This window comes from Spirulina subsalsa FACHB-351 (assembly GCF_026130165.1).
GTDB lineage: Bacteria > Cyanobacteriota > Cyanobacteriia > Cyanobacteriales > Spirulinaceae > Spirulina_A > Spirulina_A subsalsa_A.
On record NZ_JAIHOM010000007.1, the window covers coordinates 1 to 16,561 of the forward strand.

General features: G+C 49.2%; 13 protein-coding genes and 2 pseudogenes. 9 read left to right on the forward strand and 6 right to left on the reverse strand.

The window, feature by feature from the left end; all coding sequences use genetic code 11:
• Positions 1–86, forward strand: a pseudogene (locus K4A83_RS22935) (RNA-guided endonuclease TnpB family protein); the annotation flags it as partial.
• Here the strand turns inward: K4A83_RS22935 and K4A83_RS02155 are convergent.
• The 6 genes from K4A83_RS02155 to K4A83_RS02180 all read right to left on the reverse strand — a co-directional run bounded on the left by K4A83_RS02155 (position 66) and on the right by K4A83_RS02180 (position 9,484).
• A complete protein-coding gene (locus tag K4A83_RS02155) occupies positions 66–350 on the reverse strand; it encodes a hypothetical protein (RefSeq protein ID WP_265262737.1) in 285 nt (94 codons plus the stop codon). The pseudogene K4A83_RS22935 and the gene K4A83_RS02155 sit on opposite strands and share 21 nt — an antisense overlap.
• Positions 351–430: 80 nt before the next feature.
• On the reverse strand, positions 431–3,325 hold the full coding sequence (locus K4A83_RS02160) for an adenylate/guanylate cyclase domain-containing protein (RefSeq protein ID WP_265262738.1): 2,895 nt from the start codon (positions 3,323–3,325) through the stop codon (positions 431–433).
• Between the two features lie 332 nt (positions 3,326–3,657).
• On the reverse strand, positions 3,658–5,409 hold the full coding sequence (gene recN / locus K4A83_RS02165) for a DNA repair protein RecN (protein ID WP_265262739.1): 1,752 nt from the start codon (positions 5,407–5,409) through the stop codon (positions 3,658–3,660).
• 80 nt (positions 5,410–5,489) lie between these two features.
• Positions 5,490–6,746: a M16 family metallopeptidase gene (locus tag K4A83_RS02170; RefSeq protein ID WP_265262740.1), complete on the reverse strand. Its 1,257-nt coding sequence runs from the start codon at positions 6,744–6,746 to the stop codon at positions 5,490–5,492.
• 109 nt (positions 6,747–6,855) lie between these two features.
• Positions 6,856–8,139, reverse strand: a complete 1,284-nt coding sequence (locus K4A83_RS02175) for a M16 family metallopeptidase (RefSeq protein ID WP_265262741.1) — start codon at positions 8,137–8,139, stop codon at positions 6,856–6,858.
• A gap of 220 nt (positions 8,140–8,359) precedes the next feature.
• Entirely contained in the window at positions 8,360–9,484 is a 1,125-nt protein-coding gene (locus K4A83_RS02180) for an RNA-guided endonuclease InsQ/TnpB family protein (protein ID WP_407809790.1), read from the reverse strand.
• Positions 9,485–9,518: 34 nt separating this feature from the next.
• Between K4A83_RS02180 and K4A83_RS22940 the strand changes: the two genes are divergently transcribed.
• From K4A83_RS22940 to K4A83_RS02205, 8 genes and pseudogenes are all read left to right on the forward strand, one after another.
• Positions 9,519–9,659, forward strand: coding sequence for a ribbon-helix-helix protein, CopG family (locus tag K4A83_RS22940; RefSeq protein WP_407809786.1), 141 nt, complete (start codon positions 9,519–9,521; stop codon positions 9,657–9,659).
• A gap of 168 nt (positions 9,660–9,827) precedes the next feature.
• Positions 9,828–11,192, forward strand: a complete 1,365-nt coding sequence (locus K4A83_RS02185; RefSeq protein ID WP_265262743.1) for a DUF3370 domain-containing protein — start codon at positions 9,828–9,830, stop codon at positions 11,190–11,192.
• 5 nt (positions 11,193–11,197) lie between these two features.
• Positions 11,198–11,452: pseudogene (locus K4A83_RS22945) on the forward strand (helix-turn-helix domain-containing protein); the annotation flags it as partial.
• Positions 11,453–11,645: 193 nt separating this feature from the next.
• The gene (locus K4A83_RS02190; RefSeq protein ID WP_407809791.1) at positions 11,646–12,581 is read left to right on the forward strand and encodes a LysR family transcriptional regulator; all 936 of its coding nucleotides are present in this window, start codon (positions 11,646–11,648) and stop codon (positions 12,579–12,581) included.
• Positions 12,582–12,696: 115 nt separating this feature from the next.
• Complete coding sequence (gene dnaK, locus K4A83_RS02195) at positions 12,697–14,886, forward strand: molecular chaperone DnaK (RefSeq protein WP_265262745.1); 2,190 nt, start codon at positions 12,697–12,699, stop codon at positions 14,884–14,886.
• Positions 14,887–14,958: 72 nt separating this feature from the next.
• Positions 14,959–15,942, forward strand: coding sequence for a J domain-containing protein (locus K4A83_RS02200; RefSeq protein ID WP_265262746.1), 984 nt, complete (start codon positions 14,959–14,961; stop codon positions 15,940–15,942).
• 117 nt (positions 15,943–16,059) lie between these two features.
• Positions 16,060–16,335: a BrnT family toxin gene (locus K4A83_RS22950; protein WP_407809787.1), complete on the forward strand. Its 276-nt coding sequence runs from the start codon at positions 16,060–16,062 to the stop codon at positions 16,333–16,335.
• Entirely contained in the window at positions 16,319–16,558 is a 240-nt protein-coding gene (locus K4A83_RS02205; RefSeq protein ID WP_407809788.1) for a hypothetical protein, read from the forward strand. Before K4A83_RS22950 ends, K4A83_RS02205 begins: the two co-directional genes overlap by 17 nt.
• Positions 16,559–16,561 lie beyond the last annotated feature (3 nt).

Genomic DNA, 16,561 nt, shown 5'->3' on the forward strand with positions numbered 1-16,561 from the left:
GGGTGGGGCGCGCCCGAATTCACGCATCGGGAGAGATTCCCTCTTGGTTGGTTGGAGAAATCCTGTCAGCTAACGGAGACTCGTAGAACGATGAATCCCCCTGCCTTCAGGCGGGGGAGAACGTCAATCCGTTGGAGTTTGTCCAGAGAGGTGATCAGATCCCGGATGGCATGGCTATTGGCTTGGATTAATTCGAGATCCAAACGTTGGTTATCTTGGATCTGTTGTGCCAAGGCTGCGATCGCCTCATTATTCGATTTCGCATATTGTTCTTGCAATTCCCGGGTTTCCGCCAGCTTTTCCGCCAACGCCGCAATCACCCATTGCCGAGAATCATCTGGAAAGTTCATGAGCCAAGTCTTAGGATTTTAAAAACGCCGAATTCTCCTCAAGTCCTGAAATCTCAAGTCTTGAGAAGAATCCACCCCAATTATTTCGTCGTCATGGTAAATACCCCATCCCAATCATCATCCGGAGGAACTTCCAAGAAATGGCGACAGCGTTCAATATGTAAACCCGCCGCCTTATCTCCCCCATTTACCTCTAAAATTGTGGCAAAATGACTTAACGCGAGGGCAAAATTGCGCTTCAAATAAAGCTCCCGTCCCCGGTTATATAACTCAATAGTTTGTTCCTTCTCATAGGGTAATTTAGCATTCACCTGTTCCACCAACTCATAGACCCCCACAGGCGTAGTTTTACCCTTCACCCGAATACAATCTAACTCCCGCACAATCACCTTATCCGAACATTGTTTAAAGGTATTTTCACTAATTACAATGTCACAACCGTACTGTTTACTCGCCCCTTCCAAACGGGAACTCAAATTCACCCCATCCCCAATCGCTGTAAACTCCATTCGTTTACTTGACCCAATATTCCCGCTAATCACATAATCGGAATTAATCCCGATCCCAATCCGAATAATATCTTTCCGTTCCGCTACCCGTTTTTCATTAAAATCTGCCAACCGATAGCGCATATCTAAGGAACTTTGAACGGCCTTCCACGCATGATCTTCCAAGGGGAAAGGTGTCCCAAATACCGCCATAATGGCATCCCCAATATACTTATCCAAAATGCCTTTATGGGCAAAAATTGCCTCAACCATTGACTCAAAATATTCATTCAGCATACTGACCACTTCTTCAGCTTGCAATTTTTCCGTTAACGTGGTATAGCTACGAATATCTGAGAAGAGAACCGACACTTCCCGGCGTTCTCCCCCGAGTTCTAATTCCCCTTTTTCTAATAACTGTTCCGCTAATTCTTGGTTCATATAGCGGTACATGGTACTTTTTAGTCGCTTTTCATCACTAATATCATCCATGACCACCAACGCGCCATAGACATTATCTTCATCGGCTGCATCACTAATGGAGTTAATCGAAAGGTTTACAGAATGCTCCTCTCCCGCCGCCGAAATAATAGTTTGATCCGGATAATACTGTTCTCGATCTTTATCATCTTTCGGATGTAATGCCCGGTTAAACCATTCAGAAAACTCGCCTTTTTTAGCCACATCTCCCTTCTCAACAACATCTTTACCCTTAATTTCCACTAAGGCGTTCATAGGTTTTCCTTCGAGGGGGTTTCTATCATCAAACCCCAACAATTCCCGGGCTTTTTCGTTGGCCGCAATAATCACCCCATTCTTATCGGTCGAAATCACCCCATTGGTTAAACTGCGCAAAATATCGCGCTGCATTTGTTCTTGTTGCTGCACTCGGGCAAATAAAGTTGCATTTTGTAAAGCAACCCCGGCCTGAATATTAAAGGCCTTCATGAACTCCTGATCACTGCGGTTAAAACTGGCTTTCCAGCGTTCGGGAGGTTCGGGCCAATCTTCGGAATTATAGGGGGGATAATCCCCTTGTTTAATTTTGTTAATTAATTGTGTCACCCCAATTAACTCGCCATCGGAGTTATAAACAGGCATACAGAGCAAGCTACAAGTCCGATATCCGGTTCTTTGGTCTGTTTCTTTAGATTTTTCGGATTCGGGGTGATTGTAGAGGTCAAAACCAATATTGAGGATTTCGCCCGTTTCTGCCACTCGTCCAGCATAACCCACACCAATGGGAATCCGAATTTCTAGTAAGGTGCCGTTGTCGAGGGGAATTTTTGTCCAGATGTCGTTTTTCTCGCGGTCAATTAACCAGAGGGTGCTGCGGTCGGCGTTCATTAGTTTTTTCGCCGCGTCCATCACCGTCCGTAGGGTGGTGTCGAGGTCTAAATTGCCCCGACTGAGGGAGTTTGTGGCCTCAATTAACGCATTGGCCGCTCGTTGTTTTTGGGTGGCTTTGTAGAAGGAGCGGGAGGATTCTAGAATTAAGCGGATGGAGGGGGCAAAGTTGGCAAAAACTTCTAGGTCATTCTCTGTAAATCCCGTATGGGAGATCCGATGTTCTAGGTCAGCCGTGGGATTATAGTCTGGTTCGAGTTTATTAATAAGTTGGACTACGGCCACCAGTTCCCCTTCGTCGGTTAGGAGGGGCAGGGCTAACATACTATAGGTGCGGTAGTTGTTGCGCTTGTCAAATTCCTTGGCGGCGACAGATCGGGGATCGTCATAAAAATCGTAGGGAATATTGATCACTTCCCGTAATTGGGCGACTTCCCCAGCAATGCCTTTCCCGACGGGAATGCGAATTTCAATGGGTTTCCCGTCGTCTCCTTTGGCAACAATAGACCAGAGTTCATCTTGATCATCGTCAAGGAGGTAGATGGTGGTGCGGTCAGCGCCCAGCAGTTCCCCGGTTTTGAGGGTGATGGAGCGCAACATTTCGTCAAGGATGGCATCAAACCCTTCGCTGTCTAATACGCTGTCGAGGAGGGAGAGGGTTTGATTGACGACTTTAAGTTTTTCCTCAACATCCATCACCACCTTTTGGAAGGTTTCTTTATTGAGGGGGGCGAGGAAGTTGGAGAAGGTGCCTTGAGCGGCGACTAGGGCGCTGGAGGATGACCCGTTGCCGTTGCTGGGGGGGGTGTTCTCGGGGGTGTTGGGGTCTGGGGTGGGGTTAATATCAATGGTGTTGCTGTTGTTATGACTAGACCCCTCAAATTTGGACGTTTTGGCGGTCGGGGGTGGCTCTTCTTCTGGTGTCACGTCAATATCAATGGTGGGGCCGGTTTGGGCAAATTTTTTGTTGTTTTGTTTGGGGTGAGAAGATGAAGGCTGATCATCCAGAATTTCCGGGTTGACTGATGCTCCCGTCGGGGTTTCTGCTGCGGGAGTTGGGTCAGGATTCTCATGGACATTGAGAGCCTGATTCGGATCATTAAATTGAGGTTTGTTGGGGTCAGGAGATGCAGCAGTCATTTCTCTTCACAGATTGGAGGACAGGGGTCTTAGCGGATGAGAGATGAGAGTTATTCGGGCTGAGTACGGCAAGCGGACTCCCGTTGTTCTAACTCAAGGGTCGGGCTTTTGACTCTGATGCTGATAAGTTTACGTCAAAATCATCAAAATATTCCTCAGTGGAATCAATAGTTGATGGGGAATAAGAGAGAATTTGTGTTCGGCCGGTCCTGACTGAGGGCAAGGTGATTGGACTCTCGATGACTTGAGAATTCTGGTGCTTTCAGGTGGGGGACTAGTGAACTACCCCACCCTGCCGTTGGCGAGGATGGGGCTTCCTGATTAAAGGAATTTTAGCGTCCTTTTTCTAATCGGGCGGCGGCTTGGGCAAGGAGGGATTGAGCAAAGGCGATCGCATCTTTGGCCGAATCTCCTCCGGTAAGTTGGGCGAGTTCGGCGGTGCGACTGTCGCTATGGTCGAGGGAGGTAATTCGGACGACGGTGCGTAGGGCGTTGGGGATGGTGTCGGGGTGGGTTGGGTGCTGTTCAATCACTTGTTTATCGACCCGGAAATGACTATCGGCGAGGGCGGCAATTAGGGGCTGATGGGTGACACAGAGGATCTGATGCTGGCGGCTGAGTTGGTGCAGTTTTTCGGCGATCGCCTGAGCGACTTTCCCGGATACTCCGGTGTCGATTTCATCAAATATTAAGGTTTTCTGACTTGTCTCGGGGGTGGTTGGGGAGAAGCAGGCTTTGAGGGCGAGGAGGAAACGACTCATTTCTCCCCCGGAGGCGGTGGTGGATAGGGGTTGCAGGGGTTCGCCGGGGTTGGGACTAAAGTAGTAGGTCACTTGATCCATGCCTTGGGCGCTGGGGGGGGTGGGGGTGAGGCGACATTCAAAGCGGACTTTATCCATTGCGAGGGGTTTGAGTTGTCGGATTAGTTGATTTTCCAACTGTTGGGCGGCTTGTTGCCGCTCTTGGGTGAGGATGGCACAGAGGCGGATTAGGGTGGCTTCGGCGGCTTCGTAGCGGGCGCTGAGGTGTTCGAGGGATTGTTCTGCGGTGGTGAGTTGGGCGAGTTCGTTTTGTAGGTGATCCCGATGGGCGATCGCATGACTTAATTCGGGGCCATATTTGCGACAGATTTGTTTCAGGGTTTGAATGCGCTCCCCGACTTCTTCTAGGCGTTGGGGATCGGCTTCAAGGCGATCGCCGTAATGATTGATTTGTTGTCCAGCTTCTACGACTTGAGCGATCGCACCCTGTACCATTTCTAATACGGGGGTGAGTTGAGCATCATAACTCACCATAGCTTGCAGGTGATTTTCAACGTCGGCCAGTAAATCGGCTACGGCTACCCCTTCTTGATCATTTTGATAGAGGAGTTGATACACTTGATAGCTCAGGTTTTGGAGGTCTACTACATGGGAAAGGCGATCGCGTTCTTGTTCTAATTCGGTTAATTCGTCAGGATCTTCTAACTCGGCTCCCTCCAACTCCTGCAACTGATAATTTAACCAATCCAGTCGTTGTAAGCGTTCCTGTTCCGACTGCTGACGTTCCTCCAGTGCTTGCTGTGCGGCTTTATAGACCTCGTAAGCCGTCTTGACCTCCTGCCGAGGGGTTTGTAGGGGTGTGCCGCCGTAGAGGTCTAATAAGTCCCGTTGACGTTGGGAAACGAGGAGTTCGACGGTTTGACCTTGGGCGGTAATTTCCACGAGGCGATCGCGCAGTTGCTGGACAATTTTCCGATTCACCAACACCCCATTAATCCGGCAACGGGAGCGAAAATGTTCCAATTTCGCCGACATCTCCCGACTACAGACTACCGTTTCCTCTTCTAATAATTCAATTTCCTGTTCCTTTAACCAATGGGTTAAACTCTCCGTCAAGCTAAAGGTGGCTTCTACTAGCGCCCGTTGACTACCAGTCCGCAACAAGCGACTACTGACTTTTCCCCCCAACACCACATCAATAGCATCGAGAATAATCGACTTTCCCGCCCCGGTTTCCCCTGTCAACACATTTAACCCTGTGCCGAACTCTATCTCTAATTGATCAATCAGCGCAAAGTTTTCAATCCTTAGCGACAGTAGCATCTGTTGCAGTCCCCCATTTTCAGTCAACTGTCATCCGTCATCAGTAAACAGGCGAACCATTCACTGTTAACGATGCACGATTAACTAGCTAATTCTAACGCTTGGGCTGGTCCAACGAGGGAAATATAGGGGTCTGTGCTGAGATAACGCTGGGCGACGTTTTGGGCTTGTTGGGGGGTGATTTGCTGAACCACAGCCTGAAAATCATCGTCAAATTCAATCCCCACGGAGATGGTTTCATACCAACCTAATATCTGGGCGATTTCGGCGTTGGTTTGTTTGCCGAGGGCGTATTGTCCTAACAGTTTATTTTTAGCGGACTGAAGTTCTTCCTCCGCTAAGGGGGCTTCCCAGAGTAATTTAACTTCTTGTTCAAGTCCGGCAATGGCCACGGGGGTATTATCGGGGGCAGTACCCATATAAACCACAAATTGGGAGGGTTCTAAGCGGGTGGGATAAAAGGCGGAGACATCGTAGGCTAACCCCCGTTTTTCTCGCAATTCTACGAAGAGACGACTGGATAAACCATTGCCGAGGTAGGTGTTGAGGAGTTTCAGGGTGGCGTAGTCTTCCCGTTTGTAGACCGATGGACCGAGGTAGCCCAACATGATGATGGATTGTTGGCTCTCTTGGGGGAGTTTGTCGGTTTGGGGGTGACTGGAGAGGGGGGGGAGTTCTAGGGTAGGCAGGGGGTGGGAGGGCGCTGGCCAATCACCGAGGGTTTGTTCAATGAGGTTGATGGCCTGTTCGTGGTCAATGCACCCGGAAAGGCTGACTACAAGGTTATCGGGGCGAAAATAGGTCTGATGGTACTGGTGAAGGTCGGCGGGGGTTAATTGGGTGACGGTTTCTTCTGTGCCGAGGATGGAAACGCCGTAGGGGTGGTTGGGGTACATGGCGCTGCGCAGTTGTTGGAAGGCTAGGTTAAAGGGGCGTTCTTTTTGGGAGTGAATGCTTTGTAGGGTGAGGTGTTGCTCTAGTTCAAATTCGTTGGGGGGGAAACTGGGCGATCGCAAAATTTCGGCCGCAAGGTCTAAAATTTCCCCAAAGTCGGCGGTGACGGTTTTCAAACTCATCACAAAATAATCGGTCGAAGCATCGGCCCCTAAGCTGGCTCCAATGGACTCGACTTTTTCGGCAATTTCGGCGGAATTGAGGGTGTGGGTGCCTTTGGTCAGCAGAACCGCGAGCAAGTGGGACATACCGGACTTTTCTAGGGGTTCCCAGCGCCCTCCAGCCCGGAAAAATAAACGAGCGGCAATAATATCCGTGGCTCGGTTTTCGACGGTTAGCACAGTAATCCCATTAGACAGGGTGGTGCGTTGAACGGTTTGCATAGCTTAAGTGTCAGGAGGTGAACAAGAGGAAGGTTATTTTTAGGTCGGTTGGAAAATTCCCCTTACAGTGACTCTGGAATGGGACTAGAGAAGAGTAACGGGAGGATGATCAAAGACCGAGCATAACAGTGACAGCGTATTTTTCAGGAGAGAGGTATTTTGCCGCGACTCGTTGTAAATCAAAGCCTTGAATTTGTTGGATACGTTGGGGATAACTCACGGAAAGTTCTGCGGCGCTGATGGTGTTGTAGTAGCCATAGAGTCCAGCCATTTGACTGGGGGTTTCGGTGGAGAAGGCGTAATCATTACAGAGCAGTCGCTTAGTGCGTTGTAATTCGGCTTCGGTGATGGGTTCGGAGATGATTTCTTGCAGGCGATCGCGAATAATGGCCTCGACTTGCTCTAAATCCCCTTCCTCTAACCACGCTGTAATAGTAATTAAACTAGCATCTCGTTGTAAGGAAAATTCACTGGCAATATCTAACACCAGTTGTTTTTCTTCGCGCAACTCTCGCACTAGCCTAGAAGACCGACCACTCGCTAAGATCACCGATAACATATCTAGACAACAGGCCTCACTTAATTGGGCTACACCAGGGCCTAACCACCCCATCATTAACCGGGCATGACCTAAACGGGGTAAACGGAGTTCGGTGCGTTGGATTTTTTGCAGGATGGGTTTACTTTTCTGGCGGGTGGGGGGACATTCTGAGCGAATCTCGAAATTTCCGAAGTTCTCACTCACTAAGGATAATGCCTTTTCTTGTTCAATGCCCCCCACTAAAACAACGGTCATATTTTCCGGTTGGTAGTGGGTACGGTGAAAACAACGCATTTGATTGGGCGATCGCATCCTCACCTGTTCCTCTGTCCCTAAAATAGAACGCCCATAGGTATAGTCTCCATAAATCGTCTCACACAACGATTGAAAGCCCAACCAGTCCGGATCATCCTGGCAGGAGCGAATTTCCTCTAACACCACTTCCCGTTCCCGGATAAACTCATCATCGGGAATCTGAGCATGAAGGAGAATCTCCGCAAAATAAGGCAAGGTTTCCGGTAAATACTCAGCCGCCGTGGTAATAAAAAAGTGGGCATAATCATGACTGGTTGCTGCGTTCGTCATCCCCCCACTGTTCTCAATCACCCAGTCAAACACCCCCGGCCCAACGGTTTTACTCCCCTTGAAGATCATATGCTCTAAAAAGTGAGCCATGCCATACCAATCATCAGGTTCTGCCGCCGCCCCTGCTCTCACCCAGACATCCACCACTGTGACGGGAGTTGCAGGAATATGTTGATGTATAACGGTTAAACCGCTTTCCAAGCGAAAGATATGGGCAGGGAAAGGGATTGCAGTGTGTTGTTGAACCAGTCGGGTAAGTTGTTGCAAGGTTAAGCTCGCTGAGTGACGCGCCAATGTATAATTCTTTATTCTAACCCGTCCCCTCTTGTAATATAGATCACTTTTATACAGATTTTGTGACATTTTCAGGTAGGGCTTGCTGAGAAGGTCTGCTTGTCGGGGAGTCGGGAGCAGGGGAGCGGGGGAGCAGGGGAGAGTCGGGAGTTATTGACATACTCCCCGACCTAAAGGTGCGGGGATTCTGGGATCAAGCAACGATTGCGGGCATTGCCCGTCTAACATCATCTAACCCAGCAGTTGATGCCCCAACTGCTTGAATATTCTTAGCGGCGTTTTCATCTCGCCCGTTCACAGATTGGCAGGACGGACAACGCCATTCTCGCACCGACAAATCCAACTCTTTAAGGACATACCCACAATGCGAACAGGTTTTCGAGGAAGGATACCAAGGGTCGATGAACACAACTTGCTTGTGCTTCTTTTTGGCAACCCATTTTAGAATCTCCAAGAACTCTCCGAAGGCGAGATCGGAAATTTTGCGTCCCCAAATTCGTTGCATCCCTTTCAGGTTCAACGTCTCAAAACACAGCACATCAAACTTGTCCGTGAGCCACTGCGCCAACTTCCAAAACCAATCAGAACGCCGATTGACAACATCCTCGTGCTTGCGAACTAGGTTCAATCTTGCCCGTTCCCGATTAGCTGAACCTTTCCGTTTCTTAGAATGCTGACGACTCGCTTTCTTAATGGCATTGAGCGACTGTTTCAGGAATTGCGGTGATTCAATCTTGGAACCGTCTGAGCAAGTGAGAAACGTTTTCAGACCGAAATCAAATCCAGCGATTCTACTCGTCTCGAATTTGGCTTCAGGTTCAACAACGCTATCAACGACTATGACCATGAACAACTCACCTAACAGAGTGCGTTTAATGGTCAAAGTTTTGATTTTCCCCTCAATGGGTCGAGAGTTCCAATACTGATACACACGATTCCCGATTTTGATTCGATTGCCACCGAGAAACTTATAGCCGGCTTGCTTGAGAGTGAACGATTTGTATCGTCTGACTTTCTTAAACCCCGGTGGTCGCACTCCTTTACCGTGATGTTTGAAGAACAGTTGATACCCCTTCTCAATGCGTTGACAGATATCCTGAACCGCCTGAGAACCAACCAACTGCCAGAAATCTTTACGCTTTCTGAGTTTAGCAATATGAGCTTGAAGTTTCGCGCCATTCAAATGCTTTCCCCACATACGGTAGTACCGTTTATGGAGTGCAATGCAATGGTTGTAGATCACCCCAGCCGCATTGATGGTGCGCTTGAGATGTCGATTCCGCTTGCTTTGATAGAGTTTGAACTTCAGAGTTTTCATGCTACCATTGTATATCATATAGATATATAATGCCATGAAAAAGAGTGTCTTTTTTCGACTGACTGATGAAGAGTTTGAAAAACTAGAAGCCTATTGCGAATCAACAGGTCGTTCCAAATCAGATGTTTTGAGAGAACTCATCAGAAGCCTTCAGATCAAGAAAAAGCCGTCCTAGAAGGACGGGGCTTTAGACCCAGTTCCTCGGTAATAATTCTCTATTCTCTCGTAGTACCCTGTCTGCCAAAAGGGAGAATTTAGCACCCGTGAGAGAAAAACGGAAACTATTGACCAAAAACTGCATCATTAGATCATCGATCACCGATTCACTTGTTAATTAGTATTTATGTTCTCACTGTTATCCCTTTTGTTTTTAGCCCAAACCCCAACCCCACCGCCGCCCCAAGAGATTGTACGCCCCCAAGAAGTGCGCCCCTTACCGGGGGAACTAGATCAAGTTCCCGTCTTTAATAGCAATAGTCCCGAATTGGTACTAGAAAGGGGAATTTTGCTCTCCACCTTTCCCCCCGAGGAAAAAGCCCATCCCGAGGCTCATTTGAACTTTGGCTTTGAAGGGCGCTTTGATGTATTTGCCCACCATGTCGCCAAGGCACCCACCCCGGAAGACTTACGCACCCTGTATTTAGGGGTATTGATCCACAATCCCGGCGATCGCCCCGTCACCCTGAGACTGCGGCAAGCAGCCAGCTACCTCAGTCAACCCGATGCTCCCTTTATTAGCCTTCCCCCCGTGCGAGAAAACCGTTTTGGGGAAGTTTATGCCGGCCCAGGCAGTCGAGTGATGAGTGATTTAGTCCGCGGCCGACGACAACGACAATTTCCCGCCCAAATCATCATCCCGGCCGGAGAAAGTCGGATGTTGATGAACCTTCCCATCCCCGTGAGAACCCTAGAACCCCCCTTAAATGGACGCTCAAGCTATTTTCGTTTAGAAAGTACCGGGAAAGTCTACGTCGCTAGTTTGGCTCAATTTGCCCCCACTGATGAACAAGGAGAAGAACGTTCTCCTACCCTAGAAGAGTGGCAAGAATTGTTAGTCAATGGACAATTAGCCACACCTCGCGATCGCACCCCCACCCCTCCAGGCTCCACCGAAGGCAGCTTTATCTATGGTCGCGTGGCCGGAGTCGCCCAAGGCTCCCAATGGCAAGCCCGACTCACAGATCCTGACCGGGATTATCTAACCATTCCCGAGGTCGGTCAAGCCTTTTCCTACGGCATCAGTACCTTAGATCGAGGCACCCTCGGCACCGGACAAATTCAAAGCGCCCCCATGTTAGTCCGTTATCCCGACACAGCCTATAAAGCCCACGGCAACTACGGCATCGAATACCGTTTAACCTTACCCCTCCATAACCCCTCCGACCAACCCAAAACCGTCACCCTCACCCTAGAAACCCCCATTAAACAGAATGAATTAGAGGGGGGACTGCGCTTTTTTGACCCCCTCCCCACCGCCACCTTTTTCCGGGGAACCGTACAAGTACAATATCCTGACTCAACAGGAAATTTCCAAACCCGTCATTTCCACCTCGTCCAACGTCGTGGACAGCAGGGAGTGCCGTTAGTTACTTTAAATTTAGACCCCCAAGAAACAAAAACCGTGGGCTTTAATTTCCTCTATCCTCCCGATGCTACGCCCCCCCAAGTCGTGACGGTGCAAACATTACCTATCAACAGTAATCAGTAATCAGTATGAAGCTAAGGTGTCGATATCGAATCTACCCAACAGACCAACAAAAGAGGCTGATGTCTCAGTTGTTCGGTTGCTGCCGGGTAGTTTTTAACGATGCCTTAGCTTACTGTTAAGAACAATACCGTGCAGGTAACAAAAAACCTAATATTAAGGAACTTTCCCAAAAGCTAACAGACCTCAAGAAGACGAATTAAAAGCAATGGTTAACAGAAGTTTCCTCTGTTCCCTTGCAACAGTCTTTGAGAGATTTGGAATAAACTTACTCCAACTTTTTCAAATCCTGTAAAGGACAAAGAAAAGGCTATAAAGTTAAAAGATGTTAACATGGGTGGAGGGGAGATGAATCTCTCCTAGGGTACTGGGGAAGCATGGTGAAATCGCCGATAATTAAATAATAATGACGATGTTTTTGCTCTTGTCTGCGGATGTTTAATGCCCTAACTTAAGATTATGCAAGCCACTCTTCATCAACTTCGAGTCTTTCAAGCAGTTGCTCATCATGGTAGCTTTACCCGTGCCGCAGAGGAACTTCTGATTACTCAGCCGACAGTATCGAGTCAGATTAAACAGTTGAGCCATCATGTGGGTTTGCCGTTGTTCGAGCAAATTGGCAAGCAGTTATATTTAACTGAAGCCGGAGAAGCATTGCTAGCGACTTGCGATGATGTTTTTGAACGCCTTGAACAGTTTGAAATGACGGTGGCTGACTTGAAAGGCATTAAGCGGGGTCGTTTGCGTTTGGGGGTGGTGACTACGGCAAAATATTTTGTCCCTCGGGTGTTGGGGTCTTTTTGCCAACGGTATCCGGATGTGGATATTGCGCTACAAGTGACGAATCACCAGAAATTAGTTCGCCGAATGCAGGAGAATCTGGATGATCTTTATATTCTCAGTCAGCCGCCGACGGATATTGATTTAAACACCCATCGTGTTTTAGAAAATCCTTTAGTGGTCATTGCCCATCGGGATCATCCTCTGGCGAAAAAGTCTCATATTGCGTTGAAACAGCTTCAGGATGTGCCGTTTATTATGCGGGAGTCGGGGTCGGGAACTCGTCGTGCTGTTCAACAGTTGTTTAATCAATATAAAATTAATGTGCAGGTGCGTTTAGAGTTGGGGAGTAATGAAGCGATTAAACAGGCGATCGCAGGGGGTCTAGGAATTTCGATTTTGTCCCAGCATACTCTCAACACAGAAGGCGATCGCAGTGAGTTAGCCATCCTCAACGTACAACACTTTCCCATCCAAACTCATTGGTATGCGGGCTATGTACGCGGGAAACAGCTATCGGTCATCACTCAGACCTTTTTAGACTATTTACTGGCAGAAAGTCCTAAAATCACCCTGCCCCATAGTCTTGAACAATCCATGAAGTCAGCGTGACCGACTCCCCCTTGCTCTCTCTCTTTTCTCTTTGCTCTCCCCGCTTGAGTTAAACATCTGGCAAGATACAATGAGAACAGCGACTTAACATTTATTAAGGATATTGACAGCACGCATGGGTAGAGTAGTTGGCATAGACTTGGGGACAACAAACTCGGTAGTTGCCGTAATGGATGGCACTAAACCGATCGTGATCGCCAATTCCGAAGGAATGCGAACCACCCCCTCCGTTGTTGGCTTCAATAAGGATGGGGATTTACTGGTGGGGCAAATGGCACGCAGGCAGGCCGTCTTAAACCCCCAAAACACCTTTTATGCTGTCAAACGCTTTATCGGTCGCAAATATGGGGAATTAAACCCCGAATCCAAACGGGTGGCCTATACAGTGCGTCGGGATGAACAGGGGAACATCAAAATCCCCTGTCCGCGCCAAGAAAAGAATTTTTCCCCCGAAGAAGTGTCCGCTTTTATTCTTCGTCGTCTGGCCGAAGAGGCCGAACGCTATTTAGGGGAACCGGTCACGGGGGCGGTGATTACGGTGCCGGCCTATTTTAATGACTCCCAACGCCAAGCCACACGGGACGCGGGGCGGATTGCGGGGTTGGAAGTGTTACGGATTATTAACGAACCGACAGCGGCCTCCTTGGCCTATGGTTTAGACCGCAAACAAAATCAGACCATTATGGTGTTTGATTTGGGGGGCGGGACCTTTGATGTGTCCATTTTAGAAGTGGGCGACGGGGTGTTTGAGGTGCGTTCCACCAGTGGGGATACTCAGTTAGGGGGGAATGACTTTGACCGGAAAATTGTAGACTGGCTAGCGGAGAAGTTCCTAGAAGCCGAGGGCATTGATTTACGACGGAGCGATCGCCAAGCCCTCCAAAGACTAACCGAAGCCGCCGAGAAAGCCAAGATTGAACTCTCTGGAGTCGCTAGCACAGAGATTAACTTACCCTTCATCACGGCCACCGAAGACGGTCCCAAACACATTGAAACCAGCCTTTCTCGCCCAGAATTTGAGTTCCTCTGTGAAGACTTACTCGCTCGTCTCCGTCGTCCGGTCAAACGAGCCTTCAAAGATGCAGGCCTCACCCCTATGCAAATTGATGAGGTGGTCTTAGTCGGGGGGTCTACCCGGATTCCGATGGTGCAGAATTTAGTGCGGAATTTAATTAATCGGGAACCCAACCAAAATGTTAACCCCGATGAAGTGGTGGCCGTGGGGGCAGCGATTCAAGCGGGAATTTTAGCCGGAAATGTCAAAGATATCCTCTTACTCGATGTTACGCCCCTCTCACTGGGTCTAGAAACCGTCAGTGGGGTGATGAAAAAATTAATCCCCCGCAACACCACTATCCCCGTCCGTCGTTCCGATATTTTCTCGACGGGGGAGAATAACCAAACCATGGTAGAAGTCCATATCTTACAAGGAGAACGGGAAATGGCCCGGGATAACAAATCCTTGGGACGCTTTAAATTAAGCGGAATTCCCCCAGCCCCTCGGGGGATTCCTCAGATTCAGGTCGCCTTTGATATTGATGCGAACGGCATCTTACAAGTGACGGCAATGGATAAAACCACCGGACGAGAACAGAGTATTGTCGTTCAAGGGGCTTCTACCTTAAGTCAGACTGAAGTAGACGAAATGATTGAGGAGGCCGAACGCTTCGCCCAGTTAGACCGGGAACGGCGGGAACGGGTGGAAAAACGCAATCGGGCCAAAGCTTTAGTAGACCAGTCCCAACGGCGTTTAAAAGAGGTGGCGCTAGATTTTGGGACCCAATTTGCCAGTTACTACCGCCGTCAAATTGATTCCCTCATTCGGGAGTTAGAGGAGAGCCTGCAACGGGAAGATGAACGGGGGATAGACCGGGCGGCGGCGGATTTACAAGATGCTCTCTATGAACTGAATCGGGAAGTCCGCCTTCAGTATGCGGCCGAGGAAGAGGATGATTTCTTTGGCTCCATTAAGCGCACCTTCTCGGGGGATAAGAAACGGGATGAACGAGGGTCGTCCTATTATGATTATGACCCCTATAATAGTCCGGGACGGGGGGCAGAACCGCCCGCCTATGGCTCATCCGGTCGGGGGTATGAATCCCGCCCCTATGAATCTCGCCCCTATGAACAACCTCGGGGGGAACAAGGACGCTATGATGCCCGTCCCTATGAGGCTCGACCCTCTGAGCGGGGGCGACCGGAACGGGATCCCTATAATGACCCGGTGAATAGTCGGCGAGAGCGCCGTCCCACTCGTCCCGTCTATGAAAATGACTGGGATGAAGACGATGATGATTGGTTCTAAATTCTGCCCTAGGGGACAGATTTAAGCTGGCTCGCTGTTCCCCTTGTCCTATTCCCTGTTCCCGATGCACCTATGGAAAATTTTCGCAATTATTACGACATTTTAGAAGTTGCCCCTAATGCGCCCAATACGGAGATTAAGCAGTCCTTTCGCCGACTCGCCCGGCGTTATCATCCCGATTTGAATCCGGGGGACAAAGGCGCGGAAGAGAAGTTTAAGGCGATTAACGAGGCCTATGAGGTGTTGTCTGACGAAAATCGGCGATCGCAATATGACCAATTTAGTCGTTTTTGGCAGCAAAGCGGCTTTAAGCGCCACGGGAAAACCACCGTCCGACGCAACGGCAAAACCCCCAGTCCCGACCTTGACCCCAAAGATTACCCCGACTTCAATCGGTTTGTCGAAGAACTCCTCAAACGTCAAGAAAAAGCCCGGTCAGCCCCCCGCACCAGCACCCGCGTTAACCCCAAAGACCCCGACGCTTTCCGCCCCGGCCGCACCAAAACAGAATATTCCGTCGGTCGAACCGCCGTCAAAGACCGTCCCCGAGATGTAGAAGCCCGTTTGACCCTCCCCCTCGAAAAAGCCTATCGCGGAGGACGGGAACGCATTCGTTTAGAAGATGGACGCTCCCTAGAAGTCGATATGCCCCCCGGAATGTTAGACGGTCAGAAAATCCGTCTGAAAGGCCAAGGTATTCAAGGGGGCAACTTATATCTAAAAATTTCCATTGAACCCCATCCCCGTTTTGAACTCCAAGGCCCCGACATCTTTTGTCGCGTCCCTGTCACCCCTACCGAGGCCGTATTAGGGGGCATGGTGGAAGTTCCCACCCTCGACGGTTTAGTTAAGATGAATGTCCCCAGTGGAGTGCGTTCCGGTCAACTCCTCCGTCTCGCGCAAAAAGGATTCCCCACCGAAAATCAAGGTCGGGGTGATCAATTAGTCGAAATTGAGGTAGTCATTCCCAAAACCATTACCCCCGAAGAAAAAGAACTCTATGAAAAGTTAAGAGCAATTGAGTCCTTTAAACCCCGTCGGGAATGGGTCGATTAGGGCTAGTGCAATCTTGACAAGTTAAGCCTTTTCTCCTCTTGTCAAGATTGCGTGAACGCTAACGCGAAGTGGCACAGCAAGCCCTATATAACTTCGGGAGTCGGGAATAATGTCATTATGGAATTCGAGTGGAACCCAGATAAAGCGGTTATCAATCTGAGAAAGCACGGTATTTCTTTCCAAGAAGCTGCCACCGTATTTGACGACTCGTTATCTGCAACATTTCCTGACCCTGATCATTCCATAGGAGAAGACCGCTACGTTATCATTGGGATGTCTGGGTCAGGGCAGTTGTTGGTTGTCTCCCACACTGACCGAGGAAACCGCACTCGTATTATCAGCGCTAGAAGAGCGACTCGCCAAGAAAGGAGATTTTATGAGGAAGGAAGTTGATGAGCTAGATGATGAATTACGCCCTGAATATGACTTCTCCAAGATGACGGGAGGTGTCAGAGGTAAGTATGTTGAACGATACCGAGCAGGAACAAATTTAGTGCTTTTGGAGCCTGATGTTGCCCGAGCCTTTCCAACTGATGAATCTGTAAATGAAGCATTACGGTTACTGCTCCAAATTGCTCAACGACAGCAACCTAATAACCCGATTGGAGCGGATTAGCAA

What these genes read in the sequence shown, in the direction of transcription:
- K4A83_RS22940 (WP_407809786.1), top strand. Translation starts at nt 9,519, where the DNA reads ATGAAAAAGAGTGTCTTTTTTCGACTGACTGATGAAGAGTTTGAAAAA.
- recN (WP_265262739.1), bottom strand. Translation starts at nt 5,409, where the DNA reads ATGCTACTGTCGCTAAGGATTGAAAACTTTGCGCTGATTGATCAATTA.
- K4A83_RS02200 (WP_265262746.1), top strand. Translation starts at nt 14,959, where the DNA reads ATGGAAAATTTTCGCAATTATTACGACATTTTAGAAGTTGCCCCTAAT.
- K4A83_RS02205 (WP_407809788.1), top strand. Translation starts at nt 16,319, where the DNA reads ATGAGGAAGGAAGTTGATGAGCTAGATGATGAATTACGCCCTGAATAT.
- K4A83_RS22950 (WP_407809787.1), top strand. Translation starts at nt 16,060, where the DNA reads ATGGAATTCGAGTGGAACCCAGATAAAGCGGTTATCAATCTGAGAAAG.
- dnaK (WP_265262745.1), top strand. Translation starts at nt 12,697, where the DNA reads ATGGGTAGAGTAGTTGGCATAGACTTGGGGACAACAAACTCGGTAGTT.
- K4A83_RS02170 (WP_265262740.1), bottom strand. Translation starts at nt 6,746, where the DNA reads ATGCAAACCGTTCAACGCACCACCCTGTCTAATGGGATTACTGTGCTA.
- K4A83_RS02185 (WP_265262743.1), top strand. Translation starts at nt 9,828, where the DNA reads ATGTTCTCACTGTTATCCCTTTTGTTTTTAGCCCAAACCCCAACCCCA.
- K4A83_RS02180 (WP_407809790.1), bottom strand. Translation starts at nt 9,484, where the DNA reads ATGAAAACTCTGAAGTTCAAACTCTATCAAAGCAAGCGGAATCGACAT.
- K4A83_RS02155 (WP_265262737.1), bottom strand. Translation starts at nt 350, where the DNA reads ATGAACTTTCCAGATGATTCTCGGCAATGGGTGATTGCGGCGTTGGCG.
- K4A83_RS02160 (WP_265262738.1), bottom strand. Translation starts at nt 3,325, where the DNA reads ATGACTGCTGCATCTCCTGACCCCAACAAACCTCAATTTAATGATCCG.